This window comes from Sphingomonas kyeonggiensis (assembly GCF_014204495.1).
Classification (GTDB): Bacteria; Pseudomonadota; Alphaproteobacteria; order Sphingomonadales; family Sphingomonadaceae; genus Sphingomonas; species Sphingomonas kyeonggiensis_A.
On the sequence record NZ_JACHLN010000002.1, the window covers coordinates 498,777 to 514,394 of the forward strand.

The window sequence follows — 15,618 nt, forward strand, 5'->3', positions numbered from 1 at the left end:
GCTTTGCGCGGAGTTTTGCTTGGCAACGGTGAGGGAGCGTCTGCCAGAGAACTGGTTTGCGTCGGTGCGCCCGGCGCTGCAGCTGTTCGTCGGTGCGCTGGCCGGCTGCATCGCCTGGGCTCTCTGGCATCGCTCTACCGGCCATAGTCCTCCCATCGGGCTCGCCATCGGCGTTTCCGTCGGTGGATTGCTGCTGACCAGCACGCGATTCTGGCCACTGCTCGCCGTGGCGGTGCTGCTCACCTATTGGCTGTTCCAGTCTCCCTTCCCGCTGATCGAACAGCTTTTCCGCGCAATAGGGCTGGCGCTCGGTGCATTGGTCACCGCGATGCTCATCAAGCGCCGCGGCATCAACCCGAACGAACTGCTCGATCCGCGTTCGATCCTCTGGATTTTCCTGGCCGCGGTTGCCGGCTCGCTGGTTGCTGCCGCGATAGTCGCGCTTGGCGCTACGGTGGTGGGGCAGCCCGCTACTTTCATTGACAGGTTCGCCCAGCAAGGGCTTGGCATGATCCTCGTCGCGCCGCTGGTGCTTGTGTGGGCGACGCCGCCGCGCGAGCGCTGGTCGCCCTTGCGCTGGGTCGGCTTCGTTGCGGTCATGCTGTTCTGCGGCGCCATCGCCGCCCATGCCTTCCTTACGACCACCGGCAGCCCGATGAGCTGGGCGATCTTCCCACCGCTGGTGCTTGCCGCGCTGGGATGGCACCTGCGGGGCGCGACGACGTCGGTGGCGATCAGCGCGTTGATCGTGCTGTGGAGCACCGAGATCGAAACCGGCCCCTTCTCCACTGCGGCGTCCGACCATCGGCAGCTCCTGGCGCAGATATTCGTCGCGGTGACCTGCGCGACCATATTCCTGCTCGCAGCCTATGCCGATGAGCGCCATGCGGAGGACAAGCTCAGCCTGGCGGCGCGGCGGCTGGAGATCGCGCGGCTGAACCTGACCAACATGGTCCGCGATGCGACTTCGGCGGTGGCGATCCTCGACCGGAATCTGCACTTCGTCGCCACGTCCAAGCGCTTCATCACCGATTTCCGCTTGCCCGAGGGCGTGTCGATAGAGGGGCGCAGCCACTTCGAGGTCTTTCCGACCTGCGCTCCGGAGCGTCGACAGCAATATGCGCGCGTGCTGGCGGGCGAGACGCTTTCGGGCAATGGCGATGCCTTGCATCATCCGGACGGCACCGTCGACTATGTCCGCTGGAGCTTCCACCCGTGGCGCGACGAGGACAGCCAGATCGCCGGCGTCGTGATAACCAGCGAGTTCATCACCGCCGAAATGGAAGCGCGGCGCAGGCTGGAGGAGGCCGAGCGCCGCTATCGCGCCGTGTTCGAGCAGGCCGGGGTCGGCGTTGCCCGCCTCTCGCTCGAGGGCGTCTTCCTCGAAGTGAATGACCGGATCTGCGAGATGACCGGCTATCCCCGCAATGAACTGCTCGGGCAGAATTGCCGCAAGGTCGGCACCGCCGAGCAATGGCCATCGACCGAGGAAGGCATCCAGGCGCTCGCCCGTGGCGAAATCCCGCTCTATTCGGACGATCGCATGCTGCGGCTGCCCGATGGTCAGCTGCGTCCGGTGCATTGCACCGCCAACATGGTGCGGGCGGGTGACGGCGCGCCGGATTATATCGCGGTGGTGATCCTCGACGTGTCGCGCCGCATCGCTGCCCAGCGCGCGCTCGAGGAGAGCGAGAAGCTGCTCCGCCTCGCCCAGGAAGCCGCTGGCGTGGGGGTCTGGGAGATCAATCTGATCCGTGGCGGCTCGCGCCATTCGCCGGAAAGCGCGCGCCTGTTCGGGCTCGAATGGCACGAGGGCGAATATCGCCTGGCGGATGTCGCTGATCGGCTCGGGATCGACCAGGTCATCGAGCTGCGCAAGGCGATCGTCCATGCGCGGCGGGCCCAGGGGCCGCTCGACATGACGCTGCGCCTAACCATGGCCGATGGCGAGATCCGCTGGGTGACGCTGCAGGGGCGCTATGATCCGCACAATGGCCAGCCGCGGCTGCTCGGCCTCATCATCGACATCACGCATGACATCGAGGCCGAGGCACAACTACGCGAGGCGCATGAGAAGCTGCTCCGCCTCGCCCGCCTGAATGCGATGGGTGCAATGGCATCCACACTCGCGCACGAGCTCAACCAGCCGCTGGCGGCGATCACCAACTATCTCGAGGCCTGCCGCTATCTTACCCGCTCGCGCGGCGATCCGGATCACGACATCCTCGATGCGCTGGACCGGGCCCGGGTGCAGGCGCTGCGGGCCGGCGACATCATCCGCAAGATCCGCTCCTTCACCGTCACCGGTGAGGTCAACCAGGCGCATCTCGACCTTGATCGCGTGATCCGCACCGCCTGCACCGCGGTGCGCCAGCTCAAGGTCTCGCGCGAAGTGACGATCGAGTGCGACTGCGACACCGGTGAGGCCGAGCTGATCGGCGATGCGCTCCAGATCGAGCAGGTGCTGACCAACCTGATCCGCAACGCGGTCGAGGCGACCAGCCACAGCCCGCTGCGCGAAGTGAGCGTGACGGCACGGACCGAGGAGCATGAGGTGATCGTCCGGATCGCCGATTCCGGCCCGGGCCTCAGCGACGCGATCCTCGACAATCTGTTCGAGCCGTTCCGCACCACCAAGGAAAGCGGCACCGGCCTCGGCCTGCCGATCTGCCGGACCATCGTCGAGGCGCATGGCGGGCGGCTCTGGGCGGAGAACCGGCCCGAGGGCGGCGCGATGTTCAGCTTCGCGCTGCCGAGCGTCGAGGCCAGCGTAACAGCCTGAGGCACCGCGCAACAAACTGAAACACCGCTGCAAGACCCGGCCCCCAGAGGGGAGCGGGCCGGCGCCTTGCCCCTCTGTGACGCCGGTCCCCCAAACCTACGGGGCGGCCGAATCTCCCCCTGACATTACGGCCGCCCCGGCCTTTCCGGGCCCTAGGGAAACAGATCCACCACCTCGGCACCCTCGCCTTCCGCGGCGAGCAGCAGGGTGCGGTGGCAATGCGCCGGATCGCGCTCGAAACAGAGCAGCGCGCTCGGCTTCTCCGCCGCCAGCGCCCGCATCATCGCTGCTTCCGCCTGTGCCTCGGGCAGCTCGAGCTGGCCGGCATAGACGCCGCGCAGCGTCTTCACATCGCCCTTCTTGGCGGCATCGCGCCCGAGCTTGGGCGTGCCGAGGTTCTTTAGCAGCACATAGTCGATCCCGGCGTCCTTCAGGCTCGCCGCGAGGATGTTCTTCGAGAAGCCCGGCCGCCGCGACAGCGGCACTGCCCGCACGTCGATCACCCGCTCCACCCCGGCCTTGCGCAGCGCCGCGATGAACTCGTCCATCGTCGTCGCTTCATAGCCGATGGTGAAGATCTTCATGGCCTGGGCGCCTCCTGGTTCAGGGCATGAACGCCGCCCCAGGCGATCAGTGCCTGGCCGATGAAATAGGTCGGCCACACCAGCAGCGACGCAACCAGCGGCGGCAGCATCCGCCCTTCGTTGAGGAAGATCAGCCAGTCGGACACGAAGAACAGCAGCGCACCCGCCGCGACCAGCGTGCCGAGCCGGCTGAGCATCGCCGATGCCGCCATCAGCGACAGGCCGAACACATAGAAGGCGAGCAGCTCGACCTGATAGCCGCCCTTGAACACCCACCAGGCGAGCAGCGCCGCCGCCATCGCCACCGGCGGCGCGATCCACTGGGCGGCGGGCACGCGCTTGTGGCGCAGGTAGAGATAGGAAGCGAGGAAGTGCCCGGCGAGGAAGGCGAGCCCGCCCGCCGCCATGCCCTGCAGCTCGAGCAGCACGTCGCCCAGCGCGCCCAGCGCCAGCACCGCGCCGAGCACCCGGCCATCGCCGCTCGCCGCCTTGCCCCGCGCCCAGAAGGCGAGCAGCGCCACGCCCGCGCCCTTCCACACCACCGCGGCGGTGCCGCCCGCCTCCAGCCAGACATTGGCGTAATAGGTAGCGCCGGCGATCAGGGCGAGCGCGAAGAGCGGGTCGATACGGGTGCGGTCCATTCGCCCTTGATGCCGTGTGACTGGCGCATTGCCAAGCTTGGCGCTACCGGACGTCCCCATGCACGACATTCACATCATCGGCGGCGGCCTGGCCGGCTCGGAAGCCGCATGGCAGCTCGCCAACAAGGGCTTCAAGGTCCGCCTTTCCGAAATGCGCGGCAGCGGCACGATGACGCCGGCGCACCAGACCGAGGGCCTTGCCGAGCTGGTCTGCTCGAACAGCTTCCGCTCGGACGACGCCCAGAGCAACGCGGTCGGCCTGCTCCACCAGGAAATGCGCGACCTCGGCTCGCTGATCATGGCGCAGGGCGACATCCACAAGGTCCCCGCCGGCTCCGCCCTCGCGGTCGATCGCGACCGTTTCTCGGACGGCGTCACCGCCGCGCTGATGGCGCACCCCAATATCGAGATCGTCCGCGAGCGCGTCGACAAGCTGCCCGAGAGCGGGCTGACGATCATCGCCACCGGCCCGCTCACCGCCCCCGGCCTGGCCGAGAGCATCGGCACCGCCACCGGCAAGGACCAGCTCGCCTTCTTCGACGCGATCGCCCCGATCGTGCATCGCGAGTCGATCAACATGGACGTGGCGTGGTTCCAGTCGCGCTGGAACAAGGTCGGCCCGGGCGGCACGGGCAAGGACTATATCAACTGCCCGATGACCAAGGAGCAATATTACGCCTTCCACGCCGCGCTGATGGCCGGCGAGAAGACCGAGTTCCGCGAGTGGGAGGATGTTCCCTATTTCGAAGGCTGCATGCCGATCGAGGTCATGGCCGAGCGAGGCCTGGAAACGCTGCGCTTCGGGCCGATGAAGGGCGTTGGCCTCGATGACCCGAAGACCGGCCGCTGGCCCTATGCGGTGGTCCAGCTCCGCCAGGACAATGCCAGCGCCACGCTGTGGAACATGGTCGGCTTCCAGACCAAGCTCAAATATGCCGAGCAAGTTGCGCTGTTCCGCACGATCCCGGGGCTCGAGAATGCCGAGTTCGCGCGCCTGGGCGGCCTGCACCGCAATACCTTCATCAAGTCGCCCGAGCTGCTCGACGGCCAACTCCGCCTGCGCAGCGCCCCGCATATCCGCTTCGCCGGCCAGATCACCGGCTGCGAAGGCTATGTCGAGAGCTCGGCGATCGGCCTGCTCGCCGGGCGCTTCGCCGCGGCCGAACTCGCCGGCGAGACGCTGACCGCGCCGCCGCGCGAGATGGCGCTGGGCGCGCTGCTCTCGCACATCACCGGTGAGGCGGAAGCCGAGACCTATCAGCCGATGAACGTCAATTTCGGCCTGTTCCCGCCGATCCCGGGCAAGACCAAGAAGGCCGATCGCAAGCTGATGTACACTGATCGCGCCCGGGAGGCGAAGACCGGCTGGATGGCTCAGCCTTCGCTGTCGTCCGCCGCGTCCTGAGCCACCGGCGTCTGCGCCTTCGCTCCGGCGGGCGCGCAGACGCAGCGCGGCTTGGGCTTGCGCTTCACGGCGGTGGTGGCGAATTCGGCGCGGTTCAGCACGCCTGACTTGTCCTTGTCGGCCCCGGCAAAGCGCTCCACGGCCTTTACCGACCATTCCTCGAAGCTCAGCTTCCCGTCATGGTCGGTGTCGAGCCGGGCGAACAGCTTGCGGCGCAGGGCGAAGAACTCGTCCTTGCTGATGCCGTCATTCTTGTCCTTGTCGATCCGGTCGAAGCGCTTCTGCTCGCGCGTCTTCGCCGCGGCGCTCGGCGGCTCCCCCGGAACATCCTGCTCCGTTTCGGACGCGATTGCCGCCACGGGCGCCTTTGGAAGGCTGTTTCCGGTGCTGGCGGCCCCGCGAAACAGGAAAAGACCCGCCACGACCAGCAGCAGTGCACCGCCCGCTCCCACCAGATAGCGCCACATTTCCGCTCTCCCCTCTGAGAAGAGCGAGGCTAACGCGGCAGCGGGGTCAGCGTCCAGTCAGCCGGTGCCAGAGCAGACGGCCGACGCGCCCCGGCGCACCTGCCGCTTTGGGTGCCTCGGCCAGGTCCATCCGCGCCAGATGCGCCATCGCACCCAGTGCGCGCCCGGCCCGGCTCCAGCGCGTGCCGGTGGCCTTGGCGAGCAGCGGAACCGCGAGATCGCGGGCAGTTGCCCTTTCGTCCTCCGCATCCAGGTTCCGGCCGAGATCGGCGATCGCCCAGCCCTGCCCCGCAGCTGCCAGCGGGTCGCCCTTGGCGCCCAGCAGCGATCCCGCAGCCACGAACAGGTGCCCGCGCCCTTCGCCGAAGCGCCGGATCGCATCGGCGTCGAGCACTTCCTCCTCGATCAGCACTTCCCAGCCATGGACGATTGGCACCAGCGACGCGCCGGTAACGCCTCGCGGCAGCACTTCCGCCTCGATCGCGCGCAGCACCGGCTCCGCGGGCGCCGGCGCGCGATCGAGTTTCTCCAGCGCCTCGCGCCACCAGGCCAGCCGCATCTGGCCCACCGCCGGCTCGCGGGTGGTGCGCAGCAACAGCGCGAGCGCGTCGTCCAGTGCCAGCAAGGCCGCCAGCCCCGGCCTGCCGGCAACCGGCGCATAGCTCAGCGCCAGATCTCGTTCCGGCTGCTCCACGATCCCCGTCATGCCGCGAGTCCCAACGGTCTTAAGGCCGGCATTAACCTTCCGGATTTATACGTATTTAGCGACAACTGAGCCAAGCAGTCTCGTTGTTGGGGGATGAGGGGCCCAAAAATGAGTGACGGCCGGCCGAATGCGGGTGGTTCCATACGCGCTTTTCTGGGCGCGCTGGCGCGCGATACGCGTGCGAACACGCTTGCCATCATGGCAATCGCGCTGATCCCGCTGGCGGGCATGGTGGGCGGCGGCATCGACATCAGCCGCATGTACATCGTCAAGACGCGTCTGCAACATGCATGCGACGCTGGCGCGCTCGCCGGCCGCAAGACGATGGGCGGCGGCACCTGGTCGCAGACCGTCAACGGCACCGCCAACTTCCCTGAAGTCACCGCGAAGAACTATTTCGACGCGAACTACAACAAGGATGCCTATGGCGCGGGCACCATCACCAAGACGTTCAGCGAGAATGCCGGCAAGGTGAGCGGCACCGCGTCGGCGGTGCTGCCGATGACGCTGATGCGCATCTTCGGCAAGACCTCCGAGACGCTCAGCGTCACCTGCGACGCCGAAATGCGCCTGCCCAACACCGATGTGATGTTCGTGCTCGATACCACGGGCTCGATGGACCAGGACGACGGCGCCGGCACCAAGAAGATCACCGGCCTGAAGACGGCGGTGAAGTGCTTCTACGAGATCGTCGCCCGCCTCGATACCGACGCGACCTGCTCGGGCGGCGCGCCGAGCGGCGGCACCGGCAACCAGGTGCAGATCCGCTTCGGGTTCGTGCCCTATGCCACCAACGTCAATGTCGGCCGCCTGCTCAAGACCGAGTGGATGCCGGACAGCTGGACCTACCAGACGCGCAAGCTCGCCAACACGCCCTCGGGCAGCTGGGGCAACTGGACCAATCAGCAGTCCACCTCGTGCAGCAACATCCCGGAAGACACCGAATCGCGCCAGTACACGATCGACAGCCGCGATCGCTGGGGCAACTGCACCTATCGCTACCGCAACTGGTCGGGCACCGCCGCCAAGTGGAACTATGGCGCGCTCAGCCAGACGATCTCGGGCCTGAAGAACGGCACCAACTGGAATGCCAGCTTCACCCTGCCGATCGGCTCGGGCGGTGCGCAGACCACGCTGAGCTGGGACGGTTGCATCGAGGAGCGCACCACCGTGCGCCAGTCCAGCTATCAGCCGATCCCGAGCGGTGCCAAGGACCTCGATATCGACGCGGTGCCGGATTCCGATGCCACCCGCTGGGGGCCGGCCCTTCCCGGCATGATCTTCACGCGCAAGACCGGCGCGCGCAACGGCGGCAGCTATGATCTGGCGGCAGTGAACAACACCGACGCGATCTACAACAACACCTCCTACTACGCCTGCCCGACGGTGGCGAAGAAGCTCCAGGCATGGACCGCGAGCGATTTCGACGATTATGTCGACAGCCTCACGCCCGAGGGCAACACCTATCACGACATCGGCCTGCTCTGGGGCGCCCGGCTGCTCTCGCCCACCGGCATCTTCAAGTCGGAGAACGCCTATACCCCGCAGGGCGGCGAGATCGAGCGCCACCTGATCTTCATGACCGACGGTGACACCTGCACCGGCACCGACAACTATACTGCCTATGGCGTGTCCTGGTTCGATCGTCGTACCACCGACGCTTCGTCGGCTCCGACCGATGGCTGCACCGACACCGGCACGCTCACCACCCAGGTCAATGCCCGCTACACGGCTCTCTGCGAAGCGGTGAAGAACAGCAAGATCACGCTGTGGGTGATCGCCTTCGGCAACCTCGCCACCACCACCGAGAGCCGGCTGAAGACCTGCGCCACCACCGGCCGCTATTTCAAGGCGACGGACTCCGCCGATCTCCAGGCCAAGTTCCGCTCGATCGCGGACCAGATTTCGCAGCTGAGGCTCACCAAATGATCCGGCGTCCCCTTCCCCGTCTTGTCCGGGACGAGCGCGGCGCCACGATCGTCGAGTTCGCGATGATCGCCCCGGTGATGGGCATCCTGCTGCTCGGCGCCTTCGACGTGGCGCACACGCTCTACATGCGCGCGGCGCTGCAAGGCGTCGTCCAGAAGGTCGCCCGCGACTCCACGCTGGAAAGCGGCCTCGACGCCAACACCCAGGCAACGCTCGATGCCAAGGTCACCGGCCAGGCAAAGGCGCTTGCAAACAACGGGACGGTGACGATCACCCGCAAATGGTATCGCACGTTCAGCAATGCCGCCGCGGCGAAGTTCGAGCCGTTCACCGATACCAATGGCAACGGCACCTGCGACGGTCCTTCGGGCGGCACGCCGGGTGAACTGTACGAGGATAATAACGGCAACAGCAGATGGGATGCGAGCGGCGGCAACACTGGCGCGGGCGGCGCCAAGGATGCCGTGGTCTACACCGTGTCGGTCAGCTATCCGCGCTTCTTCCCGATCTACCGGATCATCGGCGGCTCGAACCAGACCACGGTCACGGCCTCCACCGTGCTGCGCAACCAGCCCTATGGCGATCAGGGCGCTCCGACCGTGAGGAACTGTCCATGAGCCGCCTGCCCCTGCTCCGGCGCTTGCGGGACGACAAGAGCGGCGTTGCGCTGCTCGAATTCGCCTTCTCGCTGCCGATCGTGCTGACGCTCAGCCTCACCGGGGCGGAGCTCACCAACTATATCATCACCAAGATGCGGGTGAGCCAGATCGCGCTCCACCTGGCGGACAATGCCGCGCGTATTGGCTCGGGCACCCAGCTCCAGGCCAAGACGATCAGCGAGGCCGACATCAACGACCTGCTCACCGGCGCGGACATGCAGTCTGGCGAGCTCAAGCTGCTCACCAATGGCCGCGTGACCATTTCGAGCATCGAGCCGGATCCCACCAACACCGGCAAGTCTCGCATCCGCTGGCAGCGCTGCCAGGGCAGCAAGACCGCGCTGAGCTCGACCTATGGCGCACAGGGCGACAAGAACCTCGCGGGGGTCGGCCCTTCGACCCGTCAGGTCGCCGCGCCGGACAATGGCGTGACCATGTTCGTCGAGGTGCGCTTCCAGTACACGCCGCTGATCAAGACCTCGCTCTCTCCCACCAGCGAGATGAACGAGATCGCCTCGATGATGGTACGCGATCGCCGCGATACCACCGACGACAGCAATCTGGGCAGCGCGGCGACGCATCCGCGCGGCATCTACAAGGTGAGCGGCGTCAGCCCCTCGATGTGTTCCGCCGGCCAGGCCTATCTCGAAACCTAGGCATCACCGCTTCGCGCCTGCCGGTCGTTCTCCCTCGACCGGGCAGGCAAAAGAAAAGGCCGGGGTCTCCCCCGGCCTTTTCCGTGTTCGTTTCGCAGCGGATCAGCCGCGATAGGTGACCTTCTTCACTGCCGCGACCACCTTGTCGGCGGTGATCAGCGCCAGCTTCTCGAGGTTCGCCGCGTAAGGCAGCGGCACGTCCTCGTTGGTCACGCGCAGCACCGGCGCGTCGAGGTCATCGAAGCCCTGCTCCATCACGACCGCGGCGATTTCCGACGCGATCGAGCAGACCGGCCAGCCTTCCTCGACCACCACCAGGCGGTTGGTCTTCTTCAGGCTCTCGAGCACCGTCGCCGTGTCGAGCGGGCGCAGCGTGCGCAGGTCGACCACTTCGGCGTCGATGCCCTCGCCCGCCAGCGTCTCGGCGGCTTCCAGGGCAACGCCCACGCCGATCGAGTAGCTGACGATCGTCACGTCCTTGCCCGAGCGGACGATACGCGCCTTGCCGATCGGCAGGACATAATCGTCGAGCTGCGGGATCTCGAAGTGACGGCCGTACATCAGCTCGTTCTCGAGGAACACGACCGGGTCTTCCGAGCGGATCGCCGCCTTGAGCAGGCCCTTGGCGTCCTGCGCGTCATAGGGGGCGATCACGATCAGGCCGGGGACGCTGGCATACCACGGGCCATAGTTCTGCGAGTGCTGCGCACCGACGCGGCTCGCCGCGCCGTTCGGACCACGGAACACGATCGGGCAGCGCATCTGGCCGCCGGACATGTAGTTGGTCTTGGCCGCCGAGTTCACGATGTGGTCGATCGCCTGCATCGCGAAGTTGAAGGTCATGAACTCGATGACCGGCTTGAGCCCGCCCATCGCCGCGCCCGCACCCAGGCCGGCAAAGCCGTACTCGGTGATCGGCGTGTCGATGACGCGCTTCGGCCCGAACTCCTCGAGCAGGCCCTGGGTCACCTTGTAGGCGCCCTGGTACTCGGCGACTTCCTCGCCCATCACGAAGACACGCGGATCCTTGCGCATCTCCTCGGCCATCGCGTCGCGCAGCGCCTCGCGGACAGTCACCTTGACCATCTCGGTGCCCTCGGGGATCGCCGGGTCCTGGACCGTGGCGGCCTTCTCGCTGGCGAGCTGCTTGGTGCCGCTGTCGGCCTTTTTCGGGCCGCCATCCTCGCCGGCAGCCGGCTCGGCCGCGGCAGGCGCAGGCGTCGGGGCCGGTGCAGCGGCAGGAGCCGGAGCCGCGGAGGCATCCTCACCCTCGCCCGCGATCGTCGCGATCACGGTGCCGACCTTCACATTGTCGGTGCCCTCGGCGACCAAGATCTTGGCGATCGTGCCCTCGTCGACCGCCTCGAACTCCATCGTGGCCTTGTCGGTCTCGATCTCCGCCAGGATGTCCCCCGACTTCACCGTGTCGCCTTCCTTGACGAGCCACTTGGCGAGCGTGCCCTCCTCCATGGTGGGCGACAGCGCCGGCATCTTCAGTTCGATCGCCATCTCAGTAGGACTCCACCAGCACGTCGGTATACAGTTCGGAAGCATCGGGCTCGGGCGTCTGCTCGGCGAAGTCGGCAGACTCGTTCACCACCTTGCGGATCTCGGCCTCGATCGCCTTCAGCTCGGCCTCGGTGACCTTCATGTCCTCGAGCTCGCGCTTGACCTGCTCGATCGGATCCGACTTGTCGCGGACCGACTGCACTTCCTCGCGCGAACGGTACTTGGCGGGATCCGACATCGAGTGACCACGGTACCGGTAGGTCTTCATCTCGAGGATGATCGGGCCCTTGCCCGCGCGGACCCAGGCCAGCGCTTCCTCGGCGGCACCGCGGCAGGCGAGCACGTCCATGCCGTCCACCTGGATGCCGGGGATGCGGAAGCTCTCGCCGCGGCGATAGAGCTGATCTTCCGACGACGAGCGGTTGACCGAGGTGCCCATGGCATACTGGTTGTTCTCGATCACATAGATGATCGGAAGCTTCCACAGCTCGGCCATGTTGAACGATTCGTAGACCTGGCCCTGGTTCGACGCACCATCGCCGAAATAGGCCATGGCGACGCCACCATCCTCGTTATACTTGTGCGCGAACGCCAGGCCGGTGCCGAGCGCGACCTGCGCGCCGACGATGCCGTGGCCGCCGTAGAACTTCTTCTCGGTCGAGAACATGTGCATCGAGCCGCCCTTGCCGCGGCTGATGCCCGCCGCGCGACCGGTCAGCTCGGCCATGATGACCTTGGGATCGATGCCGTATGCGAGCATGTGGCCATGGTCGCGATAGCCGGTGATCACCGAGTCCTTCTCGCCGTCGAGCGCGGACTGCAGGCCGACCGCAACGGCTTCCTGGCCGATATAGAGGTGGCAGAAGCCGCCGATGAAGCCGAGGCCATAGAGCTGGCCGGCCTTCTCCTCGAAGCGGCGGATCAGCAGCATCTGCTTGTAGAATTCGAGCAGCTGCTCCTTCGAAGCCTCGAACCGCTTGGGCTCTTCGGGCCGCTCGCGGTTGGTCTTTGCGGGTTCAGTCGTTTTGCGTGCCGGTGCTTTGGCCACAGGAAATCCTCGTCCGGGGAGGGGGAAAGGCGGGTGCCTATAAGCGCGTTTTCGCCCGCCGCGCAACAACGCGCGGTTTCGCGTGCCGTGCCACTGACGCAACGGCAATTGCACTCTCTGCAACCAGAGATGCGAGTTGCGAAAGTTGCAATGCAGCATGATTTAGGGGCGCTGCGGCGTAGGAGAGCGGAGGCCACAGCGCGCGGTTCGCCCGCCCCTACCCGCTCGCCCAACTGGTTCCCCGGCGAAGGCCGGGGCCCAGCTGCAATGTCGTTCGAGAGGCTCCCGCCCTTCCTACTCCCCTCCCTGCAAGGGAGGGGTCGGGGGTGGGTTGCGCCCCTGGTCTTCCGGGGGCGCCCAGCGAGACGGCATCGAAAAAGAAAAGGCCGGGCATCGAGCCCGGCCTTGTTCTAACCCACCCTTGGCCCCTCGCTTTGCAGGGAGGGGAATAAAAAAGATTACCGCCCGGTAGTCCCCGCTCCATGCTTCTGCAGCGGAATGACCACCTCGTCCGGCCGCACCACATTGAGCTGCTTGCGCGCCAGCTCGTCGGCCAGGTCGGGATCGACCCCGCGCTTCTGGTCGAGCAGCTCGACGCGGTTCTTCAGCGCGGCGCGCTGCTTGTCGAGCGCGGCATAATCGGCCTGCTTCTGGTCGTACTCGGCCTTGATCAGCTTGGTCTGCATCACGCCGGTAGGCCCGAGCACGGCGTTATAGCCGAAAAAGCCGATGGCGATCAGCGTCACCGCCGGCAGCCCGGCCCGGCGCAAAAGGGTCTGGAACGGAGAAGCAGCACGCGATCGCATATGGTGTTTTTCGCTTAACCACGCCCCGGGCGCAAGGCCCGTATTGGTGCGGAGGCCGACGAATATGCGAAGGCCTAACTCAATCCTTAGTCTGGTCTACCCGCCTCTACCCACTCACGCATTGCGGCGATGAATTGCGCGGTTGGATAAGCTTTGATGTCGTCATCGGAAGCACCCCGATCCAACTCACGCTCCCAGTACCATTCTTGGAAGGTCAAATAATCTCCCTGAATTTTACTAGGCCCGATCGGGTCGGCTCCGGCGTGACTAATCAGCCAGCTCGAAATAATTCGAACTATCTTTACGTAGTCAGCTTCGTGGGTTTGGATATCCCATCCTGAAATGTCGGAAAGACTTTTTTGATAGTCGTATCGCGTCTCTTCCAAAATCAGAATCGTCTTCTGACTCATCTGATCACCGCCAAACCGTGCGCAAGCGTGATCGAGGCCCAGTTCAAATGGCATGTTCAAGCGGGCATACTCGTCCGCAGCAGCGGACTTGCACCGACTCAGGTCGTGGATACCGAACTTCGACCCGCGGATGAGTTCAACTATCCGATCCAGCCTGTTTGCAGCGTTGTCGGCATTCTCCGGAGCGAGGCGCGGAAAAAATCCAAGATTCGTAATGCAAAAGGCAATAGCCTGAAGAAGAGGTGCAAACTCTTCATCGAACGGGCAGTTGACGAAAACCGACCGATCAAAGGGTGGGGTAGTCATCCCTTCGGCGGGTGGGGGTCGTTGCCATAGGAGTTCCGTTCACGAATGCGTCCATCACGCCCATGAATGTAAAGCTCCGTCCGCTGATTGCGCGCAATTTGCGTGGCGGCCGCAACAGCCTCTTTTTGCGTCGCATGGTTGCTCGAAGCACGTGTCGAACCTGCTTTTTTGACGCTCCACCCGCTAGCTGACGGGACAACGTGCTGCCCTTTTCTGGACATCGAAAAATCCTCGGTTTCCTACATCGCATATAGTCTACTGAGACACTCTCGCCTAGAGTTTCGTTTGAGCATGGCAGCGCGTTCAACCCCTCCCGCCCGAAGGCAGGAGGGGCAGAACCAAGGCTTACTTCTTCAGCACGCTCCGTCCGGCATAAACCGCAGCGTCGCCCAGCTCCTCCTCAATCCGGATCAGCTGGTTGTACTTGGCAAGCCGGTCCGAGCGCGCCAGCGAGCCCGTCTTGATCTGGCCGCAGTTGGTGGCGACCGCCAGGTCGGCGATCGTCGCGTCCTCGGTCTCGCCCGAGCGGTGCGACATCACCGCGGTGTAGGACGAGCGCTGCGCCAGGCTCACCGCTTCCAGCGTCTCGGTCAGCGTGCCGATCTGGTTGACCTTCACCAGCAGCGAGTTGGCGTAGCCGCCCTCGATGCCGCGCGCCAGGCGCTTCGGGTTGGTCACGAACAGGTCGTCGCCCACCAGCTGGACCTTGCCGCCCAGCTTCTCGGTCAGCGCCTTCCAACCTTCCCAATCGTCCTCGGCCATGCCGTCCTCGATCGAGAAGATCGGGTACTTGGCGGCCAGCCCGGCGAGGAAGTCGGCGTTCTCGAGCGAGGAGAAGGTCTTGCCCTCGCCCACCATCTTGTAGGCGCCGTCCTTGAAATATTCGGTGGCAGCGCAGTCGAGCGCGAGCATCACGTCGTCGCCCGGCTTGTAGCCGGCGGCTTCGATCGAGCTCATGATGAAGTCCAGCGCCTCGGTGGTGCTGGCGATGTTCGGCGCGAAGCCGCCCTCGTCGCCCACGCCGGTGGCCAGGCCCTTCTCGTGCAGCTTCTTCTTGAGCGTGTGGAAGATCTCCGAGCCGCAGCGCACGGCCTCGACGATATTCTCCGCGCCCACCGGCACGATCATGAATTCCTGGAAGTCGATCGGGTTGTCGGCATGCTCGCCGCCGTTGATGATGTTCATCATCGGCACCGGCAGCACATGGGCGTTGACGCCGCCGACATAGCGATAGAGCGGCAGGCCGCGCGCGTCGGCTGCGGCCTTGGCTGCGGCAAGGCTCACGCCCAGGATGGCGTTGGCGCCCAGCCGGCCCTTGTTCTCGGTGCCGTCCAGCTCGATCATCGCGGTGTCGAGATCGGCCTGGTCCTCGGCTTCCATGCCGACGACTTCCTCGAAGATCTCGCCGTTGACGTTCTCGACTGCCTTGTCGACACCCTTGCCGAGCCAGCGCGACTTGTCGCCGTCGCGCAGTTCCACGGCTTCATGCGCGCCGGTCGAGGCGCCCGAGGGAACTGCGGCGCGGCCGAAGCTGCCGTCCTCCAGCATCACGTCGACTTCGACGGTGGGGTTGCCCCGGCTGTCGAGGATTTGGCGAGCATGGACGTCGATGATTGCGGTCACGAAACGGTCTCCCTAGATATGGGGTAATGAGGGCGCGACGCGGCCTCTAACGGCTACTGATGGAACTCGCAAACGTGGCCGTTGTTG

15 protein-coding genes are annotated in these 15,618 nt (G+C 65.6%); 5 read left to right on the forward strand and 10 right to left on the reverse strand.

Going from position 1 to position 15,618, the window contains the following annotated elements:
• Positions 1-28 precede the first annotated feature (28 nt).
• Positions 29-2,782 (forward strand): PAS domain S-box protein, encoded by a 2,754-nt coding sequence (locus HNP52_RS10020; protein ID WP_184166271.1) that lies wholly within the window; start codon positions 29-31, stop codon positions 2,780-2,782.
• 152 nt (positions 2,783-2,934) lie between these two features.
• Here HNP52_RS10020 and HNP52_RS10025 read toward each other — a convergent pair whose 3' ends face one another.
• Positions 2,935-3,366, reverse strand: a complete 432-nt coding sequence (locus tag HNP52_RS10025; RefSeq protein WP_184166275.1) for a DUF488 family protein — start codon at positions 3,364-3,366, stop codon at positions 2,935-2,937.
• On the reverse strand, positions 3,363-4,007 hold the full coding sequence (locus HNP52_RS10030) for a lysoplasmalogenase family protein (protein ID WP_184166279.1): 645 nt from the start codon (positions 4,005-4,007) through the stop codon (positions 3,363-3,365). Before HNP52_RS10030 ends, HNP52_RS10025 begins: the two co-directional genes overlap by 4 nt.
• A gap of 58 nt (positions 4,008-4,065) precedes the next feature.
• Here HNP52_RS10030 and trmFO point away from each other — a divergent pair, with 58 nt between their 5' ends.
• Positions 4,066-5,412, forward strand: a complete 1,347-nt coding sequence (gene trmFO / locus HNP52_RS10035) for a methylenetetrahydrofolate--tRNA-(uracil(54)-C(5))-methyltransferase (FADH(2)-oxidizing) TrmFO (protein WP_184166282.1) — start codon at positions 4,066-4,068, stop codon at positions 5,410-5,412.
• On the opposite strand, the gene HNP52_RS10040 is transcribed toward trmFO, so the two are convergent.
• Positions 5,382-5,879: an EF-hand domain-containing protein gene (locus HNP52_RS10040; RefSeq protein ID WP_184166285.1), complete on the reverse strand. Its 498-nt coding sequence runs from the start codon at positions 5,877-5,879 to the stop codon at positions 5,382-5,384. The genes trmFO and HNP52_RS10040 overlap by 31 nt on opposite strands.
• 46 nt (positions 5,880-5,925) lie before the next feature.
• On the reverse strand, positions 5,926-6,585 hold the full coding sequence (locus HNP52_RS10045; RefSeq protein ID WP_184166288.1) for a hypothetical protein: 660 nt from the start codon (positions 6,583-6,585) through the stop codon (positions 5,926-5,928).
• A 198-nt stretch (positions 6,586-6,783) separates the two neighbouring features.
• Here HNP52_RS10045 and HNP52_RS10050 point away from each other — a divergent pair, with 198 nt between their 5' ends.
• Genes HNP52_RS10050 through HNP52_RS10060 form a run of 3 tightly spaced genes read left to right on the forward strand, consistent with a single transcriptional unit; the run spans position 6,784 to position 9,829 of the window.
• Entirely contained in the window at positions 6,784-8,514 is a 1,731-nt protein-coding gene (locus tag HNP52_RS10050; RefSeq protein ID WP_184166291.1) for a pilus assembly protein TadG-related protein, read from the forward strand.
• Positions 8,511-9,131, forward strand: coding sequence for a TadE/TadG family type IV pilus assembly protein (locus tag HNP52_RS10055; RefSeq protein ID WP_184166294.1), 621 nt, complete (start codon positions 8,511-8,513; stop codon positions 9,129-9,131). The genes HNP52_RS10050 and HNP52_RS10055 overlap by 4 nt, the downstream gene beginning before the upstream one ends.
• Positions 9,128-9,829 carry a TadE/TadG family type IV pilus assembly protein gene (locus tag HNP52_RS10060; protein ID WP_184166297.1) on the forward strand — a complete coding sequence of 234 codons (702 nt, stop codon included), beginning with the start codon at positions 9,128-9,130 and terminating at the stop codon, positions 9,827-9,829. The genes HNP52_RS10055 and HNP52_RS10060 overlap by 4 nt, the downstream gene beginning before the upstream one ends.
• 102 nt (positions 9,830-9,931) lie before the next feature.
• Here HNP52_RS10060 and HNP52_RS10065 read toward each other — a convergent pair whose 3' ends face one another.
• From HNP52_RS10065 to eno, 6 genes are all read right to left on the reverse strand, one after another.
• Entirely contained in the window at positions 9,932-11,338 is a 1,407-nt protein-coding gene (locus tag HNP52_RS10065) for a pyruvate dehydrogenase complex E1 component subunit beta (protein ID WP_184166300.1), read from the reverse strand.
• A 1-nt stretch (position 11,339) separates the two neighbouring features.
• Positions 11,340-12,386: a pyruvate dehydrogenase (acetyl-transferring) E1 component subunit alpha gene (pdhA, locus tag HNP52_RS10070; RefSeq protein ID WP_184166302.1), complete on the reverse strand. Its 1,047-nt coding sequence runs from the start codon at positions 12,384-12,386 to the stop codon at positions 11,340-11,342.
• A 458-nt stretch (positions 12,387-12,844) separates the two neighbouring features.
• Positions 12,845-13,192 (reverse strand): septum formation initiator family protein, encoded by a 348-nt coding sequence (locus tag HNP52_RS10075; RefSeq protein ID WP_184166305.1) that lies wholly within the window; start codon positions 13,190-13,192, stop codon positions 12,845-12,847.
• Positions 13,193-13,278: 86 nt separating this feature from the next.
• Entirely contained in the window at positions 13,279-13,908 is a 630-nt protein-coding gene (locus HNP52_RS22945; RefSeq protein WP_221416236.1) for a hypothetical protein, read from the reverse strand.
• Positions 13,905-14,129 carry a DUF2188 domain-containing protein gene (locus HNP52_RS10085; protein ID WP_184166308.1) on the reverse strand — a complete coding sequence of 75 codons (225 nt, stop codon included), beginning with the start codon at positions 14,127-14,129 and terminating at the stop codon, positions 13,905-13,907. Before HNP52_RS10085 ends, HNP52_RS22945 begins: the two co-directional genes overlap by 4 nt.
• A 124-nt stretch (positions 14,130-14,253) precedes the next feature.
• Complete coding sequence (gene eno, locus HNP52_RS10090; RefSeq protein WP_184166311.1) at positions 14,254-15,531, reverse strand: phosphopyruvate hydratase; 1,278 nt, start codon at positions 15,529-15,531, stop codon at positions 14,254-14,256.
• Positions 15,532-15,618 lie beyond the last annotated feature (87 nt).